Origin of the sequence: Protofrankia sp. Cas4 (genome assembly GCF_963555915.1) — a bacterium.
In the GTDB taxonomy this organism is placed as follows: Bacteria; Actinomycetota; Actinomycetes; order Frankiales; family Frankiaceae; genus Protofrankia.
The window spans coordinates 1-21,266 of record NZ_CAUVXL010000231.1; the positions used below are offsets into that span (position 1 = coordinate 1).

Genomic DNA, 21,266 nt, shown 5'->3' on the forward strand with positions numbered 1-21,266 from the left:
CCGACCATGTCGAGAATGGTTTCGACGACCCATCGGCGAGTGAAGACCTCGCCATGCCGCAGCGCCTCCTGTATGGACTCCGACAGGGGCAAGGAGCGCGGGTTCGTCGTATCGGTGGACAAACAAGGCGACGATGACCGAGTCCGGAGGCGCTGGACCGGGCTCAGTTCTCAACCTGCACTGAGGCCAGCCTTTGCAGGAGTTTCTCGGCGAGCGATCGGAAGTCGTCATAGCACCGGTTGACAAGCGTCTGGGTACTACCCAACGCGCCGTCTGCGGTTCTCAGATCGAACATCGGCTTGCGCGCATCGTGCGAGAGCGGCATCAGGCTCTGATAATTGCGTAGCGTTGCGATTTCATACGTTCTGGGGCTTGTTTTCGCCTCCAGTTCATCTAGCACGTCCGACGCGAAGACCTGGGGAATGCGGTCGAGCCATCGGTGGTACGCCTTGACGGGGCGGTCCAAGCGCATCGTCGGCTGCATAATGACGTAACCGAGGGGAGTCATTCGCCCAGGTGGCGCCTCGATCCCGGGTGGGAGGTCCGGGAGTACCTTGCCGTGCCAAGTCCTCCGCCACATCCGGAGGGTCGGGCCAAGGTTTCGCAGTCCTCGGAGGGAGAACAGGTCCGCTGCCAATGGAACGAGCACAGCGTCGGCAGCGAGCAGAGCCGCCCGATTAATTGCGCCGGGATTGGTCACCTCGATCCGGTCATCAAACCAGGCAACACGGACCGGCGCATTCGATGACTTGTAGTTGTCGAACCGGACAGGCGGGGTCCGGGACGCACTGACGTCGATCTGGACGACCGGTTGCCCCTGATAGACGGCGCGACTCACCACCATCGAGGGCAGCCGCCGCCCAGTCCCGGTAGATCGTTGGCCAGGGCACAAATCGCCTCACGGATGGCATTACGGTCCCTGGCCTCCCGCTTGAACTCCAGGTTGGCGGTCTCCTGGGTGCCCAGGGTCGTCGCACGATCTGTTCCCATGACGCTGATTCTGTCCTACCCGTCGTAGGAAAATCTTGTCAGCACGTGCCGCGTTGCGCCCGGTGTCGCTCACCTCGGCCAAGCCGCACCGCGTCGAGCGCTCCAAACGGGGTCCGCGGAACCAGATGTCTGCGCCCACAGATGTGATCGACTCGGCAGTTTGATCCACGAATATGCACAGGTCGGGTAGAAGTTGCCGGATTTTCGACACCCACACGGTCGTGGGGCAGCCGCGGACCGCGGGCATCAGGATAGCCTCGGACCCCTGCTGATCACCCTCGGCGTGGAGATCGATAAGGCACGGTTGGCAGCCATCTGTGACAGGTACGGGATCGCCGAGCTGAAGATCTTCGGTTCACGAGCCCGCGGCACCACCCCGTTTTCGGCGGCCTCCCCACGTACCGGCATGGCCGAACTCACCGACCCGCACAGCAGCGATCCGCCACCCCTGCGACGTGCAGCCACCGCCTACGAAACCGCCATCAACCAACTCGTCGAACACCCAGGTCTGCCAGCCTGACTCACGCCCACGAACGTGACTCGATCATGACGGCTTCGCTCGTCCAAGACCCTAGGAGAATGTGGCCTGGGCGTAGTCGAGTGCGGCGGATACGTTGACCAGGCCCGCGCCCGTAGCGAGGTCTGGGCCGAGCCCGGCTGCAACGTTGAAACGGGGGTGGTTGTGGCCTGCGGTGACGTCGACGGCAGAAGCTTTCAGCGCCTCGGTGATCTGTGCTGTGGTCAGGGCCGGTAGGGCGCCAAGCAGCACGGCTACCGCGCCGGCCAGTTGCGGCGCGGCCGCAGATGTGCCGGAAGGACAGGGCGTAACGCAGGTACCAGCGCACGCCCAGCACGATCACCTCCCGTGGGAACCGGAACCCCGCGAACTCCGAGGCTGCAGCCGGCGGACGAACACGACGACGACGCATCATTCGATCATGCCCGGTCGGCCACCCTGACTGCCACGCCCGGCCAACGCAACAGCGCCCCGGCATGTGAGTTCGCTTCGCGCGCTGCGCGAGCACGGACTCTACTGCGACGGCCTGCACAGGTCGCACCGTTCGCGACCGTTCCAGGAAGGCCAGCCGAAGGTATCGGGCGACAGTGCCTTCGTCCCCAGCTCCTCTCGGACATACCGCCTGTAGTGCCAGACCGCGTCGAGGTACGGGTGGTACGCGTCGTGAAAGCTGGCGGATGAGATGGAAGCACCTGCTGCCACCACCCGTCGCAGTGCCCGCAGCTGTTCGTACATGGCCTGACCCGCGCCGGCCACGGTCGAGGTGGCGTCGATGAAGAGCCTCTCCCTCGCCTCGTAGATTCCCGCGTCGGCCAGTGCCGCACGGGTACTCACCTCACGGTTGCTCGGCGTCTCAGATCCTTCGGCGATCTGGCGAAGCCGGGTATGGCAAACCCCTACCGCGGAGACGAAATCGATGTACAGGCTCCGGCGATTGGCCTCCCGGCTCCTGTCTTTCTCGTCGTGATGGCGCAGGACGTCGGCCAGGATGGTCCCCGAAAGAGCGAGGGCGCCACCGCCTAAGGTCGCGACCAAGGTCGTCCAGTCCACACTCGCCCCTCTGCCTGTCGTGCCCACGAAGAGTGCACCCTCTGCGACTGCCCTCGTAGGGAGGCTACGACCCATCGCATCGCGGTCGCGAACCCATGGCGACAGCGCGCGACTCTGTGGGGCTCCAGAACGTCAATTCGTGCTGTGGCCTGCGGGTTCGTTGGGCGCCGGGTGGCCGGTGTCGGGCAGGCTGGGTGGTCATGGTCTGGTCCCTGCTCTACGCCGTGACACGGAACGCGCTCGCGCTGACGCTGTTACGGGTCCGCGGTGAGAGGGCCAAGAACGTCGAGCTGCTCGTCCTGCGCCATCAGGTCGCGGTACTGCGCCGCCACGTCCACCGCCCAGCGCTCGAGCCGACAGACCGGGTCCTCCTGGCGGCGCTGGCGCGGCTGCTACCCCGGACCCGGTGGGATGCCTTCTTCGTGACGCCCGCGACGCTGCTGCGCTGGCACCGCGAAATCCTCGCCCGCAAGTGAACGTATCCCTGGACGACACCGGGGCGTCCACCGGTTCGCCGCGAGATCCGCTTCCTGATCCGTGATCGTGACAGCAAGTTCACCGACACCTTCGACGCGGTATTCACCGGTGCCGGGATCAGCGTGCTGCGTACCCCACCGCAGGCCCCCAAGGCGAACGCGATCGCCGAAAGGTGGGTCGCCAGCGTCCGCCGCGAGTGCACCGACCGGATGCTGATCGTCTCCGAACGACACCTCACGTCGGTCCTCGATACCTACGCCGAGCATTTCAACACACACCGGCCGCACCGCTCCCTCGACCAGCAACCACCCGACCCGCCAGCACCACAACCCACCCCAGGCGCCGCCATCCGTCGCACCCGCATCCTCGGCGGCCTCATCAACGAATACCGCAACGCCGCCTGACCAGGTCCCCTGGCATGGACGCCACCCGGCAAACCCACAGGTCACCGGCCCAATCGGCGTTTTGGAGCCCCACAGGCCCGGATCGTCTTGACGTGCGATCTTGCCGTCTCGCTTGCGGTGCACCTACCGGCGTGTTCGGTAGCAGCGCAGCCACATCTCAACGCCGTCATCGACGATCTTCTCGATGTCGGCGGGTGAGAGGTCGCGCATCCCGTAGCGGGACTGGTGCGCTGCCTCGTACGCGGTGAGCAGGACGAGTTGGTGGGCAGCCAGGTCGACGTCGCGCACCTCGAGGACCCCGTTGTGGACCTGCTGTTTGATCTCGCGCGCGAGGACCTTCTCGAAGACGGTGCGCGGGCGGGCCCATTCGTCACCGAGCTCAGGGTGGCGCACCTGCTCGGCGATGATGACGCGGCGCAGCGCGTTGATGTTTTTCGCGAGGATCAGTTCCACCCAGATCCGTGCGGCGGCACGAAGGTCGCGGTCCAGGTCACCTGACTCGGTGAACTCCGTCGCGAACCGGGACTCGGCTTCGCTCGCGGCGTCGCGCTGTGCTGTCTCGATGACCGCGATGAACAGGCTCTTCTTGTCGCCGAAGTGGTTGTAGATCGTCTGCTTGGAGACCCCGGCCTCGGCCGCGATCGCATCGACGCTTGTGTCGGTGAAGCCGTTGCGTAGGAACACCCGCCGGGCGGCGTCGATGATCGCCCGCCGCTTGTCGGGCCGGCCGGGGTGCGTGTCCGGCGATGGGGCCGCCGAACCGGCGGCGGGAGCCCGCCCACCTTGACCACGTGGACTCACAAGTCCAATACTAGCGAGAGAACTTGGACTAGACGGTCTAGTCCAATACTAGGAGCGTCCATGTCCTCTCTCCTCCGGCGCCGCACCGTGTCTGCCCCGGAAGGTTCCGCGTCCGTCGAGGCGGTGGTCCACGCCGATGGACTGAGCAAGGTCTATCCGGATGGCACGGTCGCGGTGGACGGCCTTGACCTGTCGGTCCGCCGGGGCGAGGTGTTCGCTCTCCTCGGCCCGAACGGCGCGGGCAAGTCCACCACGGTGGGCATGCTGACCACGGGTGTCGTGCCGACGGCCGGCCGAGCCTGGGTAGCCGGGATCGACGTCGCGGGCCGACCGGCCGACGCCCGCCGGAACATCGGCGTGGTGCCCCAGCGCAACACCCTCGACCGCAGCCTGACCGTGCGGGAGAACCTGATCTTCCACGGGCGGTTCTTCGGCATGCGCACCGCCGACGCCCGCCGGCAGGCCGATCTCCGACTTGAGCAGGTCACGCTTGCGCACGTCGCGGGCAAACCGGTGGACGGCCTGTCAGGTGGCATGGCCCAGCGGCTGATGATCGCCCGCGCGATCCTGCACCAGCCGGCGATCCTCTTCCTCGACGAGCCGACCACCGGCCTGGACCCGCAAAGCCGTCTCGCCCTGCACAGCATCGTCCGCGAACTGCGCGCCGCCGGTCAGACAATCATGCTGATCACCCACGACATGCAGGAAGCCGACCAGCTCGCCGACCGGGTAGCCATCATCGACCACGGACGCCTGCTGGCCCTCGACACGCCCGCGAGCCTCAAGCAGTCGATGGACGCCGACACGGTCGTGACGGTGGCCGCAGAGACACCGCCACGGCAGCTGGCAGCACTGCTGCACGAGCAGGTGCCCGGGATCCACGACCTCCACATTCTGCAGAACGCCGTCCTGCTGATGGTCCACGGAGGGCGAGCAGTGTTCCCGGCCATCGTCGCCGCTGTGACAGGCGCAGGCATTGTCCTGCGCGATATCCGCGTCGACGAACCCTCCCTGGAAACCGTCTTCATCCGCCTCACCGGCAAGGAGCTCCGCGACCGATGAACACCGCCACCGCCGTCCCCGACCCGGCCGCCACACCGGTCCACCCCTCCGTCGTCGCGGCCAGCCGCGCGGTCGGCGCCCTGCTCGCCCGCGACCTCACCGTGCTACGCAGGCAGCCAAGCAACTTCCTCGCCCGCACCGTCGTGCAACCCCTGATGCTGCTGTTCGTCCTCGGCTACGTCACCCCGAAAATCACCCCCGGCCACGGCACCGGCGCCCAGGCGGGCGACGAAGCCACCACACTCCTCGCCGGGATGCTTGCGATGGTCGTCCTGTTCCAAGGCATCTTCGCGGTCGCCATGCCACTGGTCCAGGAGTTCGGCTACACACGCGAGATCGACGACCGTGTCCTGTCCCCTATCCCCGTCGGACTCGTCGCGTTCGCGAAAGTCGTCGCCGGCGCGCTGCAAGGCATGCTCGCCGCGGTCGTCGTCTTCCCCCTCGCCGAGTTCGTCCCCTCCGCCCGACCCGACGTCCACCTCCACTGGGCCCTGCTCCTGACGCTCGCACCAATCGGGGCGCTGATGTGCTCCAGCCTCGGCCTTTTCCTAGGCACCGCCCTCGATCCGCGCAGCGTCACCGCACTATTCGCAATCATGCTGACGCCGCTGCTCTACCTCGGCTGCACCCTCTACCCATGGAGCACACTCGGCCCCATCCGCTGGGTCCAGGCACTGTCGCTAGCCAATCCCCTCACCTACGTCAGCGAAGGCTTCCGCGCCTCCGTCACCCCCACCCACCACCTGAGCCTCTACATCATCTACCCTGCCCTCATCGGTTTCACGGCCCTGCTGCTCTGGCAGGGAATACGCCACTTCCGGCGCCGCGTCGTCACCTGACATACGCCCATGGGATCTGTCATCTGCACAGCAGCGGCCGCCACCAATGGTGGCCCACGGTGACCGCCACCCAATCATCAACTACTCGACGCGGCCCTGAAAACGCACAGTCCCTTACGCGCCGCGATAATATCCGGGTAGCGGGTACGCTGAGCGGCTGCTACTCGTCGATGCAAAACCCCCGGCGCGGCAGATATACAGTATGCAGCCGAAAATCGGCGATCCGCGCCGTTCAGGGAGCGGCCGCCGGGACAGGAACTGGAACGACAGTAACGACCGATTCAAGCCCGCGGAAATCTGCGGGATTGGTGGTGAACAGAGGAAGCTTGTTCGCTGCCGCGATGCCGGCGATCATCAGGTCGGCGACGCGGCCGCGTGGCTTGCGGCCCATGGAGATCGTCTCGGCGGCGATAATCCCGTACTGCCGGGCGGCCTCAACATCGAAGGGCAGCGGGCTGAAGGTCGCCTCGACTCGCTGGACGCGAAGGACCCGCCGGGCGCGTTCACGGGCATCCACGGCCGAGTGCACCCCGGCCGACAGCTCGGCGAGGCTGACCGCGCTGGTGAGGAGCTCGGCGGGCAGCTGATCGACCGCCAGCCGTTCCAGGCATATCAGGATGTTCGTGTCGCCGAGCCCGCGCAGGTAGCGGGCAGTCACTCGCCGTCCCCGGGCTCGCGGACGCGTTCGTAGGCGTCGAAGTATGCCTCAGCGTCCGCGTAGCGCCCCTGATCGGCACGGAACGCCTCTGCGCTCATCGGAGGCAGGTCCTCGAACATCGTCATAAGCTCAGTGACCGGAACCGACTGGCGGCGCACGGGAGTCGCCTGGTGAACATAGGCGTCGATGGCAGCCAGCGCGACTTGCTGCATGGAACGATGTTCAGCCTCCGCCTTCCGCCGGAGCGCCTCCGTCTGTTCATCGCTGAGCCTGAGCGTCATAGCCACAACCCACATGATACCGCGTGGTACCACCAGTGCCCAGCGCTGGCACCGCCTCGACCGGCAGACTCAGCCGTCGGCCGATGACCGCGGCGATGGCGACCGATGACAGCTGGCGTGGATTCCCGGGCGGCGGGGAAGGTGCGGATGACGAACACCGAGCTGAGCAGGCCGACGACGATCACGAAGGTGCGGATGGATCGCAGGTTCGAGGGGCATGGTTGTTCGGGTTGGCCAGGGTCGGCGCTGCCAGGTCAACAACCCGACTCGGCCGGCGCAGGAGATATGCACCTGGCTGGACGCCGTCTTCGCCAGGAGAGGCAGCCCCCATGGAGAACGCCATGAATGCATCCACCGCCGGGGACAGCGGTCCGATCGTAGTCGCCGGTGCGGGCTACGCCGGGTTGCACGTCGCCTTGCGCCTGACGGCCAGGCTGCGCAACAACCCCACGATGGAGCTGACCCTGGTCGACCGGCACGACTACCACCAGGTGCTCACCGAGCTGCCCCAGGTCGCCGGCGGCACCCGCGCCGCTGGCACGGTGCGTATCCCGCTCCAGGACGTGCTGGCCGAGCGTGTCCGCTTCGTCCAGACCGAGATCAGTGGTTTCGACCTGGCCGGCCGGCGGCTGCTCACCGGGGCCGGGCCGATCGGCTGGCGGCGGCTGGTGCTGGCGCTGGGCAGTCGGCCCAATGATTTCGCCATCCCCGGTCTAGCCCAGCGCGCCCTGTCGGTGTACTCGGCCAGCGACGCCGAGCGGGTGTGGGCGGCGGCCAGCAAGGCGCTCGACGCCGCCGCGGCCGCCGCCAACCCCGAGCGGCAGCGCCGCCTGGCGACAGTGGTGGTCGGCGGCGGCGGCGCCACCGGGGTCGAGCTGGCCGGCGAGCTGGCCGAGGTGCTGCCCGAGGTGGCCAGCGGCCACGGCCTGGCGCCTGACCGGCCCGCCGTGCTCCTTGTCGAGGCAGGCCCCACCATCCTGGCTGGCTCCTCACCGCAGCTGATCGACAAGACCACCAGAATTCTTTCTGACCTGGGCGTGCAGGTCCGCACCAACGCGGCGATCGCCGCAGCGACCGAGGAGGGCTTCCGACTCAAGGACGGCCAGCTGGTGGAGGGCGGCGTGTTCGTCTGGGCAGGTGGGGTGAAAGCACCCGAGCTTGTTGTCGATTCGGGGTTGCCTACCGGCCACAACGGCCGCGTCAAGGTCGACCAGTACCTGCGCGTGCTGGACCATCCGGAGATCTACGTCGCCGGCGACCTGGCCTCGGTGACCGATCCGCGCACGGGGCATGTGCTGCCGCCGCTGGCGCAGGTGGCGCTGGAGGAGGGCGAGACGGTGGCCCGCAACCTGGACGCAGAGCTGGAGGGCGGGCCGCGGGAGGCGTTCACCTTCCATGACAAGGGGTTCGTCGTCTCGGTCGGGACCCGCCGCGGGGTCGCCGACATCGCCGGTACCACCACCGGCGGGCGGCTGGCTCACCTGCTCAAGGACGCCATCGAGTGGGAGTACCGCCAGTCCGTCAGGCACCTGCGCGGCTGGGACCCGATAGCGCGGTGACCACTACCCCTGCTGCTGCGAGCGACCAAGGAGCAGACGCCGCTCGCTGGCGCCTGATCAAGAGGCCGCCGTCAGGATGGCCGACCACAACGGCTGCGCGTTGAAGCTGGCCAGCCCGAGGATCGCATGGCCGCGCTCGCCGACACTCGATATGCGCCCTAGCCCTCAACCTCGGGAATCCCTTGATTTCTGCTCGTTGGCGCCCGCCGCTGACGAGCTGCAGCCAGTGCCTCCGTATCGGCCGTCAGCTCCGGAGCCGAAGCTGGCCGTACCCTCCGCCGGGAGCTTCGCAACGTCCTGGCCCAGAGCAAGAACGCAGGCCTGCCAAACCAAGGGTAACCAGGCCTACGGCCTCGCGAAGCGGGGCACGTCTCAAACTTTAACCAGCTCATCGGGGAGAGGGGATCGGGGCAATGAGTACAATTAGGACAAATGATGGCACCGAGATCTATTACAAGGACTGGGGCGCTGGCCCGGTCGTCACGTTCTCGCACGGCTGGCCGCTGAACGCCGACGCGTGGGACGGGCAGATGCTGTTCCTGACGCAGAACGGCTTCCGGGTGGTGGCACACGACCGGCGCGGCCACGGCCGATCCAGCCAGGCCGGGTCAGGGAACGACATGGACGGCTACGCTGACGATCTCGCGGCCGTGATCGAGGTTCTCGACCTGCGCGACGCCACGCTGGTAGGCCATTCCACCGGCGGCGGCGAGGTGACGCGGTATATCGGACGGCACGGAACCGGACGCGTCGCGCGGGCCGTCCTGATCTCCGCGGTACCACCGCTCCTGCTCAAGACCGACGCGAACCCGGAGGGCCTGCCGATCGAGGTCTTCGACGGCCTGCGCGCGGCCCTGTTCCAGGACCGCGCGCAGTTCTACCAGGATCTTGCCCTGCAGTTCTACGGCGCGAACCGGCCTGGGGCCAAGGTCTCCAAGGGCGTGCTGGACCAGTTCTGGCTCTGGAGCATGCAGGCCGGGCTTAGAAACGCCTACGAGAGCATCAAGGCGTTCTCTGAGACCGACTTCACCAGCGACCTCGAGAATTTTGACGTCCCGACCCTGGTCATGCACGGAGAAGACGACCAGATCGTTCCTGTCAAGGACTCGGCCAGGAAATCGGCCCGACTCATCAAGGGCGCGAAGGAAATCTACTACCCAGGCGCGCCGCACGGCCTTACCGCCACGCTCCAGGACCAGGTCAACGCTGACCTGCTCGCCTTCCTGCGTGGCTAGCTTTGCTTGCCACGCATGGGGTTCACGGTCAGAGCACGTTGTGCGATCAAGCGGCGGCCAGCCCGTCGGCCACGAAAACGTCGAGCGCGCGGTTCAGGTGGCGCCACGCGGTGGCCAGCGGACTGCGTTGGGACAGCGCGGGAGGCAGTCGGGGGTCGAGCATGCGAGGCCGGGGGTGAACCCGCTCGAAGGTCTTGCCGAAACGTAGCCCGGGGGGCGTGCTGGCCGCCGACGGTGGCGAAGCCACGACGTCGGCCCACGCCGCCCTGATCCTCGACCTCAAGCGGACCTACCTGGAAATGCGGCCCAGGCTGCGGCGCATCTACTCACTGGCCGCAGATCCCGCCGCGGCGCTGTCCCAGTTCGCGCCCCTCGGCTTCGCCCGTCTCCCGGACGGCGCCGCCGAGATCGGCGGGACCACCTACCATGCCCTCTACAACGACTTCGGACCGTCCTCCATCGACGGCTGGCTCACCGACCTCGCCGCCCGGGAAATGCTCATCGACGACGCCCTGCTCGACCCCGACCGCCGCCAGCTCATCCTCGACGACACCCGCACCAGATCTCACCAAGCTGGAATTCGATGTCCTTCAGTACCTGCACGAACGCGAAGGCCGGATCGTCGGCCGGGCGGCACTGCTACGCGACGTATGGGGCTACGACTGGAGCGGCGGCAGCAACGTCGTCGAGGTCGTGATCAGCGCCCTCCGCCGCAAACTCGGTGACAATGCCGCAAGCCTGCAAACGGTGCGCGGCGCCGGCTACCGCTTCACCGCCCCGCCCTAACCCCGTCCAGCCGCAGAAGGTCCTCGTGGCTAGCGCCCGCTAGCGTCGGCGAGCGGATGGGGCGTACCGCCCAGCGCTTCCGCTTGCGGGCACCACTGCACGCCTCATCTTCATCAAGACGATCCCTCCGCAGCTGACTTCGATTGGCGTGCGGCAGGCCAGCAGGAAGGATGTTCGGCGTCGATGCAACACAGATCGTGGAAGGACATGTGGTGACAGCTACCGAGCCGGTGGTCCGTATTACCGCTGGGGCCGTGCGCGGCAGGCTCGAGTCGGACCTCATCGTCTTCAAAGGCATCCCGTTCGCCGAACCACCGGCGCGATTCGCCGCACCGCAGCGGGTGACGGCATGGGCCGGGACGCTAAACGCATTGTCCTACGGCCCACCGCCCCCGCAATCCGGCATCTTCGGCACGGACGCAAGCGCCGGGCCGACCGAGGGCTGGCTGACCGTCAACGTGTGGACACCCGATCTGACCGCGAACCTGCCGGTGATGGTATGGATCCAGGGCGGCGGCTACCTATTCGGCACATCCGGACTGCCCGAGTACGACGGCGGTCGGCTGGCGCGCGACGGCAGCGTCGTCGTCACGTTCAACTACCGCGTGGGGATCGAGGGATTCGCCCAGATCGACGGGACACCGGCAAACCGAGGTCTGCTCGATCAAGTAGCCGCGCTGGAATGGGTTCGCGACAACATCAACACATTCGGCGGTGACCGCGACCGGGTCACTGTATTCGGCCAGTCCGCGGGCGGCGGCTGCGTGGCCGCGCTCCTGGCCACGCCACGGGCCAACGGCCTGTTCCGTCGCGCGATCGTGCAGAGCATGCCGGGCACGTTTTTCACACCTGAGCTGGCCGCCGACATCACCCGCGTCCTCGCGGCCGACCTCGGTCTGAAACCCGATGAACTAGCCACGATCGCACCCGGCGATTTGCCAGCCGTCGCGGATGCGTTCATGGCAAAGATCGACCAGTACGCCGACCGTTGGGGCCTCACCGCGCATCGTCGGATCCCACTAGGCCCCATCGTCGATGGCTCCACGCTGCCAACTGACCCCTGGCAGGCGCTGGCGGAAGGTGCTGCTCGCGACGTCGACCTCATTGCGGGGCACATGCGTCACGAGCAGCGCCTGCTGTCCCTGATCGACGGCCTACTCGGTCAGATCACCGAGGAGCAAGCGGCAACCGCGCTGAGCCTATTCGCGCCCGGGCCAGACGGTATCGCCCGGTACCGCGCGGCCAGCGACAGCCCCGATGAGCTCTACGACTGGGTCCACTCCGACTGGCTGTTCCGGATGCCGTCGCTACACCTCGCCGAGGCCCACACCGGCCGCACCTACATGTATGAGGTCACCTGGACAGCGCCGGGCATGGGCGGCACCCTCGGCGCCTGCCACGGACTCGACGTGCCACTCGTATTCGGCAACCTGACCAGCGGCCAGCCCACCATGCTGCTCGGCGACGACCTCACCGACGCCGAGAACCTTTCCGCGCAGATGAGAAACGCCTGGACAACCTTCGCCGCCGTCGGAAACCCCGGCTGGCCCGAGTACGACCAGCAAGAACGACTGACCCGAGTATTCGACACCGAACCGACCGTCGTCCCCTACCCGGAGGAGACGTCACGCAGAATCTGGCAGAACACCACCTTCACCCCACTGCCACTGAAAACCCCAATGTGAGAAGGCACCATCCGTGCATGCCGCGGACAAAATGCGTGTTCTGTATCAGCGCATGGAGATCGAGATCATGGCCGAATACAGCGCGAAGATCATGATGTCGCGATCCGACGTTGGGCGAAAGTTGTCACACCGCGCGGCAGTGATGCACGCTCGTCGTTCGGGCCGTACTCCGTCACGCGGAAACGGTGGATGGGCTCGCCGCAACGCGGACCGATCCCTGTAGCGTGCCAGAACTCGATTCGGGGCTGTGGCCTGGGGTTTCGCGCCTCGGTCAGGCGGCGCGGTGGTACTCGTTGATCACACCTCCGAGGATCTTGCGGCGGCGGATTGGGCCTGCGAGTGGCGTGACGGTGGCCGGGTCGTGGTTCGGTGGTCGCTGGTCTCGTCCCTGGTGGGGGCGGTGGTCGTTGAAGTGATGGGCGTATGCGTCGAGCACAGCGGTGGCGTGGCGGTCGCCGTAGAGCAGGATCTTGTCCGTGCACTCCTGGCGGACAGAGCGGATGAACCGTTCCGCGTAGCAGTTCGCCTGCGGCGTCCGCGGCGGCGTGCGCACGACCTGGATGCCTTCGGACGCGAAGACGTCGTCGAACGCTTGCGTGTATTTCGTGTCGCGGTCGCGGATCAGATACCCGCACGTAGCCAGCTGTCCGTCCAGGTCCATGGCCAGGTGGCGTGCTTGATGGGTGACCCAGGCGCCGGTCGGGTGGGCGGTGACTCCGAGGATGTGGACGCGACGCGTCTGGATCTCGATCACGAACAGCACGTACAGCCTGCGCAGGGCGATCGTGTCGAGGTGGAAGAAGTCGGTGGCGAGCAGGCCGCTGGCCTGGGCGTGTAGGAAGGTGCGCCAGGTGGTGTCGGCATGGCGGCGTGGCGCCGGGCCGAGACCCGTACGGCCGAGGATCCGCCGTACGGTGCCTGCACCGATCTGATGGCCCAGGCCGAGGAGTTCGCCTTGGATGCGGCGGTGGCCCCAGGTCGGGTTGTCCCGGGCGAGGCGGATCACCAACGTCCGCAGCTCCTCATCCACCGGCGGGCGACCGGACCTCGCGGGGCAGGAGCCGGGCCAGCGCGGCCAGGATCGCGCGGTCTGGCCAGGTGAACCGGGGCTGTCCGACCTGGCAGCGTAGCACCGCGACCTCGTGGCGCAACACGAGTAGCTCCGTCGTCGTCGCCGCGTCGCTGCGAGCCAGCAGGACGAGCCAGCCGAACACCCGGATCATGACCAGATACATCAGCCGCACCACCATAGACCACGATCATCCACCATCACGGCCGACGGCGAAACCGCAGGTCAACGGCCCAAAACGACTTCTGGCACGGTACAGGCCACGGTGGCCCGCACCCACGACCAGAAGCTGGCCAACGGGCCCTGGTAGCGGGGGTTCACCGGTCTCGGCCACCAGGGCCGGAGTCGCGGCCCGGGTCTGGATCCTCGATCGACACCTCACGGTTGACCAGGCGGCCAAGGGTCAGGCCTCGTCCAGCTCCGCCAGGATCTCGGCGTTGTGTTCGCCCAACCTCGGGGCCCCGCGCTGAACGCGGTAGTCGATCCCGGCGATCAGCGCCGGGAACCCGATATTCGTGTACGCCCCCGCCACCGGGTGCGTGGTCTCGACGAGCAACCCCCGCGCCTGTACGTGCGGATCGGTGAGCAGGTCGGTCGCGTCGCCGTAGGCGGGTCCCAGCGCGATGTCGTGCTCGACCGCGATGGCGACCCACTCCGCCAGCGAACGGGACCGGAAGATCTCGGCCAACGAACGGCGCAGATCGTCCTGGCCGCCGGCGAAGTCGACCGGCTGGCCGTTGCCGCCACCGATCAGGTCGTCGCGCCCGATCGCCCGGCAGAAGTTGCGCCAGAACTTCGGCTCGATCGCGCAGAACAGCAGCACCTTGCCGTCGGCGCACGCGTAGAACTGGTACTTCGCGCTGGCCCCGGTCTCGTCGCTGGCCGGCAGCGAGCGGCGGTCGGTGATCCGATCGTTGTTCAGGCCGTACGTCGCGCCGACCCACGAGTTGGCGACGACCGCGTCCGAGGCGGCCACGTCGAGGTACGCGCCCTCACCGGTCCGGCCGTGCCGCACGAGGGCCGCGGCGATGGCGTAGGCGGCGTAGATCGCGCCGGTCGCCGTGCCGTCGTCGCCGCTGATCCCGCCCATGAACGGCACCGCGGTCGAGGGGCGCACGAAGCCGTCTTCGCCGAGCTCGTGCGGATAACCGCCGGCCAGCGCGTTCATCATCTGCCCGTGGGTGGGGATCGAGGCGTACGGCCCGCGGGCCCCGAAGCCGGAGTACTGGCAGTAGACGATCCCGGGCCGGCGGGCCTGCTGCTGGGCGTAGCCGATGCCGAGCCGGTCGAGGGCGTCGCCGGCGTTGCCGTCGACGAACACGTCGGCGGTGTCGAGCAGCCGCCAGAAGGTCTCGAGGCCGTCCTGGGCGCGGAGGTCCAACACGACGCTGCGCTTGTGCTTGTTGACCTCGAGGTGGGCCGGGCTGTGGTGCGGCACGACCTGGCCGAGGAAGTCGCGCAGGTAGTCGCCGACCGGCGGAGCCTCGACCTTGATGACGTCGGCCCCGAGGTCGCCGAGCAGACAGCCCAACCGGTCGCCGTTGAAGAGCATCGCGGACTCCAGCACTCGCACGCCGTCGAGCAGCCCTGGTTGGCTCATCTAACGCATCCCCCTGCTGTGTCCGGCCGTCGAGGGCATCGTGCCGATGACCTCGGCGGCCTCGAGCGCGGCGTACTCCTGGTCGGTGACCCCGAGCAGGCCTTTCAGGATGTCGGCGTTGTCCTGGCCCAGCAACGGGGCTGAAGTCCGGTTGTAGACCGGCGGGCCGCTGGCGAGCCGGGCCGGATAGCCCTGCAGCAGCTGCCCACCGGTCACCGGGTGCAGCACGGTCTCGAAGAAGCCACGCTCCAGGATCGGGGTCAGCCCCGGCGACTCGTCCTGGCGCGCGACGACCGCCGCGGGGACCCCGGCCGCGACGAGCCGGTCGACCAGCTCGGTGCTGGCCTGCGTCGCCGCCCAGGCCGCGAGCCGCTCGTCGATCTGGTCGTGCGCGGCGTGCCGACCGGCGGCCGAGGAGAGCTCAGGCGCCTGGCTCCACTCGGGCCGGCCCAGCAGCTCGGTGAGGGCGCGCCACTGCTCGTCCGAGGCCACCGAGATCAGCACCCAGCGGTCGAGCTCGCCGGTCGGGAGCGGGTCGGCGGTGCGGTAGGCGCCCTGCGGCGCCGCGTGCGGGCTGCGGTTGCCCTGGCGGGTGAGGAGGGTGCCGTACGCCGAGTGCTCGATCACCTGTTCGGCCGCCACGTTGAGCGCGCCGAAGATCATCGGACTCTCGAGCAGCATCCCCTTGCCCGTACGACGGCGATGCTCGAGCGCGAGCAGCAGCGCGAAGGTGCTGTGGCCGCCGGCGAGCGGGTCCATCGGGCCGTTCGGGATCTCCGGCGGCGCGCCCGGCCAGCCGGTCAGCCAGGCGAGGCCGGACGCCATCTCCATCGTCTGGGCGTAGCCGCCGCGGTCGCGCCAGGGCCCGGACAGTCCGTACGCCGGGCAGCGCAGGAAGATGACGTCGTCGCGGACCTCGCGCAGGGCGTCGTACGTCAGTCCCCAGTTGTCCATGACGCGCGGCGAGTAGTTCTCGATGACGACGTCGCAGTGCGCGACCAGCCGGCGGGCCAGGTCGCGGCCGGTCTCGGAGCCGAGGTCGAGTGTCAGGTCGCGCTTGTTGGTGTTGGGGCCGATGTACAGCGGGGCCCACTCCCACCAGTCGGGGTCGCCGAGCGGCTTGAGGCTCTTGAAGCGCAACGCGTCGGGCCGCTGGACCGACTCGACGTGGATGACGTCGGCGCCGAACATCGCGCAGACGTTACCGATGATCGGCCCGGCCCAGTTCATCGTGAAGTCGGCGATCCGCAGGCCGGCGAACGGCAACGCGTCCTCCCCTGGGGTGACCCCGGCTACCGCCGGGTTCCGGACGGGCTCGGCGCGCAGCCGCTCGGTGTCGCGTCCCGGCGCCGGCGCGGGCGCGAACGGCCGCCGCTGCGCGCCGCCGCCGAGCGTGTACGACACGTCCGGCTGGACGAACCCGCCGGGGTTGGTCGTGTAGGCGTGCCGCGCCACGAAGTGGTCGATCTCGGGGAGGGTGTCGCCCCGCCCGACCTCGGCGGCCGGCACGCGCAGGGCGTCCGCCAGGTCGAGGATCTCGGCGGTGGTTTTCGTCGCCGCCCACTCGTCGATCACGCCGTTGAGCTCGGCCGCCCGCTTGCTGCGCTCTTCGAACTGGATGAGCGATTCGTCCGCCATCCACTCCGGCTGCTCGGCCAGGACGCAGAAGTCGAGCCACTGCTGGCCGGTGACCGTCATGAAGCCGACGTAACCGTCCTTGGTGCGGTGGATCGAGGGCAGGTTGCGCGCCCGGTTGCTGCGCATCGGCCCGCCGGCGATCGACGCGAAGGTCACCGGATACATGCAGAAGGTCAGGACCGCGGCCTCCAACTTGGAGACGTCGACCAGGTCCCCCGTCCCGCTCGTGAGTGACTTCCAGCGCGCCACCAGCCCGCCGATCCCGGCGAGCAGCCCGGCCGCCCACTCGGCGAGGTCGCCGCCCTCGATGACCGGCGGGTGGGCCGGGTTGCCGCGGGTCATCGGCGCGCCGGCGATGGCCTGGAAGACCGCGTCGGTCGCCGGCCGGTCCGCCCAGGACGAGCCGAGCCCCCAGGAGCTGATGGCGACGACGACCGCGTGCGGATAACGCGCGCGCAGGGCGACCGGGTCGGCGTCGGCGTCGGCGAAGACCAGGTCGGCGCCGCTGAGCAAGGCGTGGCCCAGCGGGTTATCGGGCGCCTGGGCGATCGCGCCGACGTCGAGGACCACCGACGACTTCGACGCGGCGAGGAACTGGAAGAGCGCGCCGTCTGCGCCCGCCGGGACGGGCTTGTCGCCGACCCGCCAGCCGCGCAGCCAGTCACCGGCCGGCAGCTCGACCTTGACCACGTCCGCGCCACCGTCGGCGAGCAGCTTGGTGGCGTACGCCCCGGAGATTCCCGAGGTGAGGTCGACGACCCGGACGCCCTCGAGCGGAGCGCTCACGCGCCGGCTCCGTTCCCGGTCGGCACGGTCAGCGGGAAATGGAAGAGCCGCTCGGCGTTGCTGTGCGTGATCGCGTCGACCTCGTGCCGCGGGACGTCGGCGAACAGCGACTTGCAGATCGCCTGGGTCCGCGGCCAGGTGGTGTCGGCGTGCGGGTAGTCGGTCTCGAACAGGATCCGGTCGTAGCCGTAGACCTCCCTGGTCGTCAGCCCCCAGGGCTCCTCGATCATGCAGAACCACATGTTGCGCTTGGCGACCTCGGACGGCGTCGCGCCCTCGAGGTGGCTCCAGTAGCCGTGCTTCTCCCACTGCGCGTCGGCCCGCTCGAGCGCCGCCGGGAGCCAGCCGATGCCGCCCTCGCTCCAGACGAACTTGATGTCCGGGAATGTGCGCGGAGCCGGCGAGCACATCAGGTTGAGTGAGTAGCGCGCCGTCTGCGAGAACGACGACGCGATCTCGACGATCGGGATCTGGTCACCCAGCAGCGTGGAGCTGCCTGCCGAGCCGACGTGCATGCAGATCGGGAGGTCGGCCTCCTGACAGACCGCGAGCAGCGGGTCCCAGGCCTCGGTGTGCCACCCGGGCATCCCGAGCTGCGACGGGTCCTCGACGAAGCACAGCGCCTTGGCGCCCTTGGCCAGCGTGCGCTCGACCTCCTTGACCGCCAGCTCGACGTCCCACAGCGGCGCGATCGTCATCGGCACGAACAGCTCGGGCGCGGCGGCGCACCACTCGTCGAGGATGAAGTCGTTCCAGGCCTGGACGCAGGCCAGCGCCAGGTCCTTGTCCTCGAAGGTGACGAACTTGCGGCCGCCGAAGCCCGGCAGGGTCGGGAAGTTGACGCTGGCGAAGATGCCGTCGGCCCGCAGGTCCTTCGCTCGCTGTGTGGGGTCGTAGCAGCCCGGGATCATGTCCGCGAAGCGGGCCGGCTCCATACCCCACTCCTCGCGGGGCTTCCCGGCCACCGCGTTGAGGCCCATCGTGACCTGGCGCGTGCCCTCGTAGACCCACCACTCCCGGCCGTCCGCCTCCACGACGTGCGGCGCGGCCTCGCGATACTTGGCCGGTACCCGGGAGGACCAGACGTCGGCCGGCTCGATGATGTGGTCGTCGACGCTGAACACGTGGTACATGGCGCGACTCCTCGCGGATCGGACGTGAACCAATCGGCAGTGACCTGGGTTACACCGTAAGGTAACCACCTTACGGGCCGACGGCAAGACCGGGAGCTGGCAATGACCACCGTGCGTCGAGGCTCGCCGCAGACGCGGGAACGACTGCTCGACACCGCGATCGAGCTGCTGGCCGAGCACGGGCTCGACGGGGTGTCCCTGGGCCGGATCGGGGTGGCCGCCGGCCAGAACAACAAGGACGTGATCGGCTACTACTTCGGCTCGCGCGACGACCTGCTCACCGCGATCGGCGAGCACATCGACCACACCCACCCGCGCCTGCACACGAGCAACACCGCGCTGCTCACCGTCCCGATCGATCCCGAGTCCGCTGCCCGGATCATGGTCGGCACGTTGAGCCCGCTGCTCGAGGAATCGCCGACGACGCTGCGATTCCTGGCGCGCGTCCTGGCCGACCCGCAGCGGAACCGCCAGCTCGCCGAGGGCGGCCTCGGTGGCAACTTCCGGGTGGTGAGCGCCGCGCTCGAAGCCCGGCTCGGGCCGCACGCCACGCTCGCCTACGTCTTCGCGTTCACGCTCACGATCCACGCCCTGGCCGACTACTCCCGCGAGCACGCGCCGGGCGAGGACCCGCCCGGCCGGCAGCTCTACGTCGAGGAGCTCACGCAGACGGTCACCGTCATCCTGGCCCGGATCGAGCCGGCTACGTCACCAGCGCCGGGCCGGTGACCGCCATCGCGCTGAACCGCCCCACCAGCCGGGCCAGGTCCGCGGCGTCAGCCGGATGCCTGCGTCCTCGCCGCCCTCGGCGACGCCCCGGCTGCGCGCTCAGCCCTGCGGGTCGGCTGGAGCCTGCGCGTCGACCGGGGCGGCTGGGTCGGCCGGCGCGGCGACGACGGCGGCGGCCGACGTGACGGCCGGGTCGGGGTCAGCCGGGGAGCCTCCTCCCCGTCGGCGTCGGTGGTCTGCGCGCCCCCGGACCGGATCCGGGCGACGACGTCCGTGTGGCGCGGGTCGGCGAACCAGTCGACGACCGCCCGTGCGATGGTCGGGCCGACACCCTCCACGCCGGCGAGCGTCTCCACCGGCGCCGCCGCGATCGCGTCGACCGACCGCAGCTCGCGGGCGAGGGCGCGGGCCGCGGTGGGCCCGACGTGCCGGATCGACAGGCCGACGAGCAGCCGCCACAGCGGCCGGTGCCGGGCCGCCTCGATCCCCCGCAGAATCTGGTCGATCTTCTTGTCGGCGAAGCCCCGCAGCCCCTCGAAGGACTCCCCGGTGAGGTGGAAGACGTCGCCGACGTCCCGGATGCGGCCGGCGTCGAGGAGCGCAACCGCGGTCTCGTAGCCGAGGCCGTCGATGTCCAGCGCCCCCCGCCCGGCGAAATGGAAAACGGACTCACGCAACTGGGCCGGGCAGGACACGCCGTTCGGGCAGCTTTACCGAGTGTCCACTAAAGCGGGTACGGTCCAGATGACGGGTGGGAGACAGGGAAACGGGCACGGCGCCCGGTCCGAACGGGAGCTCGATTCCCTTCACGGACACCTCGAATGGGCGTGTTCGGACAGGTCGTGTTGACTGGCTGCATGCCTCTCGACGGTGAGTACGAGCCGAGCACCCAGAAGTGGGTGCGTGACCAGGTGGAGCTGTACGAGCGGTCCGGCGGGACAGACGGCATCACACTGTTCGGGATGCCGGTGGTCATCCTCACGACCAGGGGCGCGAGGTCCAGGAAGATCCGCAAGACGCCCCTGATGCGGGTGGAGCACGAGGGTAGGTATGCCATCGTGGCGTCGCTGGGCGGAGCGCCGAAGAACCCGGTCTGGTACTACAACGTGATCGCCGATCCGCACGTCGAGCTCCGGGACGGCCCCACCCAGCAGGACATGATCGCCCGAGAGGTCGCCGGCGAGGAGAAAGCCGCGTGGTGGCAGCGTGCGGTCGCCGCCTACGCGGACTATGCCGAGTATCAGAAGAAGACCGATCGCGTAATCCCGGTCTTCGTCCTCGAGCCCGTGTCGCCCTGAGACGTCCCGCCGCGGTGGCGGACTGCCGCCGTGGCCGCCGGTTGGGCACACGCCTCGCGTAAGGCGACGGTTCCGTCCGGGACACTCATGCATACACGGCCCGTCATCTCCCTCGAACGGCTCACCAAGCGCTAACGCGCTCTCACGGCAGTCGAGGACCTGAGCGCAAATACCGCCGTCCATCCGACCACCGTCAAACGGCCAGCGCGGCCGGCCCCGTCGCCGACCGATCACACCGAACGGCCGTGCTGGCCTGTGGGTGCCCGAAATTGCGTCCGGTCAGGCTGCCTGCGGCACTGTTGCATTTGAGCCAAGCCAGGCGATCTTCGCCGCAAATCTTCCGTCCCAGAGGCCTCACCGAGAGCTGCTGGGAGGCCAGAGTGCACTGTTGCATTGACACGAGACGAGCAATCTTGGCTGCAATTCTTCCTGCGAGGCGGCGGTTCGGGGCGCGATCGACCTCACTGCTACCGCCCCCGAGGGGGTCCACCCGGGTGATCGACAGGAAGATCTGCGGCGAAGATCGCCACCGATGGCCCAATGCAACAGTGCCTGCAAGGGATCAGGCAAGTGACGCGGCCTGCGCGGTTGGTGTCTCGGCGGGCATCATTCCCCTCAGCGCGGACGTGCGCCGAGGTCTGGCAAGCGGAGGATCACATGGCTTAGCTT

At 68.5% G+C, this 21,266-nt stretch carries 19 protein-coding genes and 5 pseudogenes; 10 read left to right on the forward strand and 14 right to left on the reverse strand.

The features are described from left to right. Window positions 1–163 precede the first annotated feature (163 nt). Both U9979_RS20605 and U9979_RS20610 read right to left on the reverse strand, forming a co-directional pair. Window positions 164–694 (reverse strand): annotated as a pseudogene (locus tag U9979_RS20605) (ParA family protein); the annotation flags it as partial. Window positions 695–834: 140 nt separating this feature from the next. Further along, window positions 835–990 carry a hypothetical protein gene (locus tag U9979_RS20610; RefSeq protein ID WP_322780668.1) on the reverse strand — a complete coding sequence of 52 codons (156 nt, stop codon included), beginning with the start codon at window positions 988–990 and terminating at the stop codon, window positions 835–837. Window positions 991–1,294: 304 nt separating this feature from the next. Here U9979_RS20610 and U9979_RS20615 point away from each other — a divergent pair, with 304 nt between their 5' ends. Further along, window positions 1,295–1,510 (forward strand): hypothetical protein, encoded by a 216-nt coding sequence (locus tag U9979_RS20615; RefSeq protein ID WP_322780669.1) that lies wholly within the window; start codon window positions 1,295–1,297, stop codon window positions 1,508–1,510. Between the two features lie 51 nt (window positions 1,511–1,561). Here the strand turns inward: U9979_RS20615 and U9979_RS20620 are convergent, their stop codons facing one another. The 3 genes and pseudogenes from U9979_RS20620 to U9979_RS20630 form a co-directional block, all read right to left on the reverse strand. After that, window positions 1,562–1,759, reverse strand: coding sequence for a hypothetical protein (locus U9979_RS20620; protein ID WP_322780670.1), 198 nt, complete (start codon window positions 1,757–1,759; stop codon window positions 1,562–1,564). A gap of 39 nt (window positions 1,760–1,798) precedes the next feature. Then, window positions 1,799–1,919, reverse strand: a pseudogene (locus U9979_RS20625) (IS6 family transposase); the annotation flags it as partial. Between the two features lie 101 nt (window positions 1,920–2,020). Beyond that, on the reverse strand, window positions 2,021–2,557 hold the full coding sequence (locus tag U9979_RS20630) for a CchlQ (protein ID WP_322756172.1): 537 nt from the start codon (window positions 2,555–2,557) through the stop codon (window positions 2,021–2,023). A 200-nt stretch (window positions 2,558–2,757) separates the two neighbouring features. On the opposite strand from U9979_RS20630, the pseudogene U9979_RS20635 reads away from it, so the two are divergent. Further along, window positions 2,758–3,438, forward strand: a pseudogene (locus U9979_RS20635) (integrase core domain-containing protein). 123 nt (window positions 3,439–3,561) lie between these two features. Here the strand turns inward: U9979_RS20635 and U9979_RS20640 are convergent. After that, a complete protein-coding gene (locus tag U9979_RS20640; protein ID WP_322780671.1) occupies window positions 3,562–4,239 on the reverse strand; it encodes a TetR/AcrR family transcriptional regulator in 678 nt (225 codons plus the stop codon). 60 nt (window positions 4,240–4,299) lie between these two features. Between U9979_RS20640 and U9979_RS20645 the strand changes: the two genes are divergently transcribed. Beyond that, entirely contained in the window at window positions 4,300–5,301 is a 1,002-nt protein-coding gene (locus U9979_RS20645) for an ATP-binding cassette domain-containing protein (RefSeq protein WP_322780672.1), read from the forward strand. Next, the gene (locus U9979_RS20650) at window positions 5,298–6,140 is read left to right on the forward strand and encodes an ABC transporter permease (RefSeq protein WP_322751605.1); all 843 of its coding nucleotides are present in this window, start codon (window positions 5,298–5,300) and stop codon (window positions 6,138–6,140) included. The genes U9979_RS20645 and U9979_RS20650 overlap by 4 nt, the downstream gene beginning before the upstream one ends. Window positions 6,141–6,372: 232 nt before the next feature. On the opposite strand, the gene U9979_RS20655 is transcribed toward U9979_RS20650, so the two are convergent. Further along, window positions 6,373–6,798, reverse strand: a complete 426-nt coding sequence (locus U9979_RS20655) for a type II toxin-antitoxin system VapC family toxin (protein ID WP_322780673.1) — start codon at window positions 6,796–6,798, stop codon at window positions 6,373–6,375. Further along, window positions 6,795–7,079, reverse strand: coding sequence for a hypothetical protein (locus U9979_RS20660; RefSeq protein WP_322780674.1), 285 nt, complete (start codon window positions 7,077–7,079; stop codon window positions 6,795–6,797). Before U9979_RS20660 ends, U9979_RS20655 begins: the two co-directional genes overlap by 4 nt. A 341-nt stretch (window positions 7,080–7,420) precedes the next feature. On the opposite strand from U9979_RS20660, the gene U9979_RS20665 reads away from it, so the two are divergent. Together U9979_RS20665 and U9979_RS20670 are read left to right on the forward strand one after the other, a co-directional pair. After that, on the forward strand, window positions 7,421–8,638 hold the full coding sequence (locus tag U9979_RS20665; RefSeq protein ID WP_322780675.1) for an NAD(P)/FAD-dependent oxidoreductase: 1,218 nt from the start codon (window positions 7,421–7,423) through the stop codon (window positions 8,636–8,638). Between the two features lie 413 nt (window positions 8,639–9,051). Next, window positions 9,052–9,873: an alpha/beta hydrolase gene (locus tag U9979_RS20670; RefSeq protein WP_322756167.1), complete on the forward strand. Its 822-nt coding sequence runs from the start codon at window positions 9,052–9,054 to the stop codon at window positions 9,871–9,873. 46 nt (window positions 9,874–9,919) lie between these two features. Here U9979_RS20670 and U9979_RS25365 read toward each other — a convergent pair whose 3' ends face one another. Continuing rightward, the gene (locus tag U9979_RS25365; protein ID WP_416220270.1) at window positions 9,920–10,120 is read right to left on the reverse strand and encodes a hypothetical protein; all 201 of its coding nucleotides are present in this window, start codon (window positions 10,118–10,120) and stop codon (window positions 9,920–9,922) included. 179 nt (window positions 10,121–10,299) lie between these two features. On the opposite strand from U9979_RS25365, the gene U9979_RS25370 reads away from it, so the two are divergent. Both U9979_RS25370 and U9979_RS20680 read left to right on the forward strand, forming a co-directional pair. Beyond that, window positions 10,300–10,659 (forward strand): winged helix-turn-helix domain-containing protein, encoded by a 360-nt coding sequence (locus U9979_RS25370; RefSeq protein ID WP_416220271.1) that lies wholly within the window; start codon window positions 10,300–10,302, stop codon window positions 10,657–10,659. Window positions 10,660–10,829: 170 nt separating this feature from the next. After that, entirely contained in the window at window positions 10,830–12,344 is a 1,515-nt protein-coding gene (locus U9979_RS20680; RefSeq protein WP_416220272.1) for a carboxylesterase/lipase family protein, read from the forward strand. A gap of 271 nt (window positions 12,345–12,615) precedes the next feature. Here U9979_RS20680 and U9979_RS20685 read toward each other — a convergent pair. The 4 genes and pseudogenes from U9979_RS20685 to U9979_RS20700 all read right to left on the reverse strand — a co-directional run bounded on the left by U9979_RS20685 (window position 12,616) and on the right by U9979_RS20700 (window position 18,570). Further along, window positions 12,616–13,594 (reverse strand): annotated as a pseudogene (locus U9979_RS20685) (integrase core domain-containing protein). Window positions 13,595–13,816: 222 nt separating this feature from the next. Further along, window positions 13,817–15,013 carry a CaiB/BaiF CoA transferase family protein gene (locus U9979_RS20690; RefSeq protein WP_322780678.1) on the reverse strand — a complete coding sequence of 399 codons (1,197 nt, stop codon included), beginning with the start codon at window positions 15,011–15,013 and terminating at the stop codon, window positions 13,817–13,819. Beyond that, complete coding sequence (locus U9979_RS20695) at window positions 15,014–17,437, reverse strand: CoA transferase (protein WP_322780679.1); 2,424 nt, start codon at window positions 17,435–17,437, stop codon at window positions 15,014–15,016. Beyond that, the gene (locus U9979_RS20700) at window positions 17,434–18,570 is read right to left on the reverse strand and encodes an amidohydrolase family protein (RefSeq protein ID WP_322780680.1); all 1,137 of its coding nucleotides are present in this window, start codon (window positions 18,568–18,570) and stop codon (window positions 17,434–17,436) included. Before U9979_RS20700 ends, U9979_RS20695 begins: the two co-directional genes overlap by 4 nt. Window positions 18,571–18,672: 102 nt before the next feature. Between U9979_RS20700 and U9979_RS20705 the strand changes: the two genes are divergently transcribed. Beyond that, entirely contained in the window at window positions 18,673–19,299 is a 627-nt protein-coding gene (locus U9979_RS20705) for a TetR/AcrR family transcriptional regulator (RefSeq protein WP_322750763.1), read from the forward strand. A 203-nt stretch (window positions 19,300–19,502) separates the two neighbouring features. Here the strand turns inward: U9979_RS20705 and U9979_RS20710 are convergent. After that, window positions 19,503–20,006 (reverse strand): annotated as a pseudogene (locus U9979_RS20710) (helix-hairpin-helix domain-containing protein); the annotation flags it as partial. Between the two features lie 150 nt (window positions 20,007–20,156). Here U9979_RS20710 and U9979_RS20715 point away from each other — a divergent pair. Then, the gene (locus tag U9979_RS20715; RefSeq protein ID WP_322750761.1) at window positions 20,157–20,597 is read left to right on the forward strand and encodes a nitroreductase family deazaflavin-dependent oxidoreductase; all 441 of its coding nucleotides are present in this window, start codon (window positions 20,157–20,159) and stop codon (window positions 20,595–20,597) included. Window positions 20,598–21,266 lie beyond the last annotated feature (669 nt).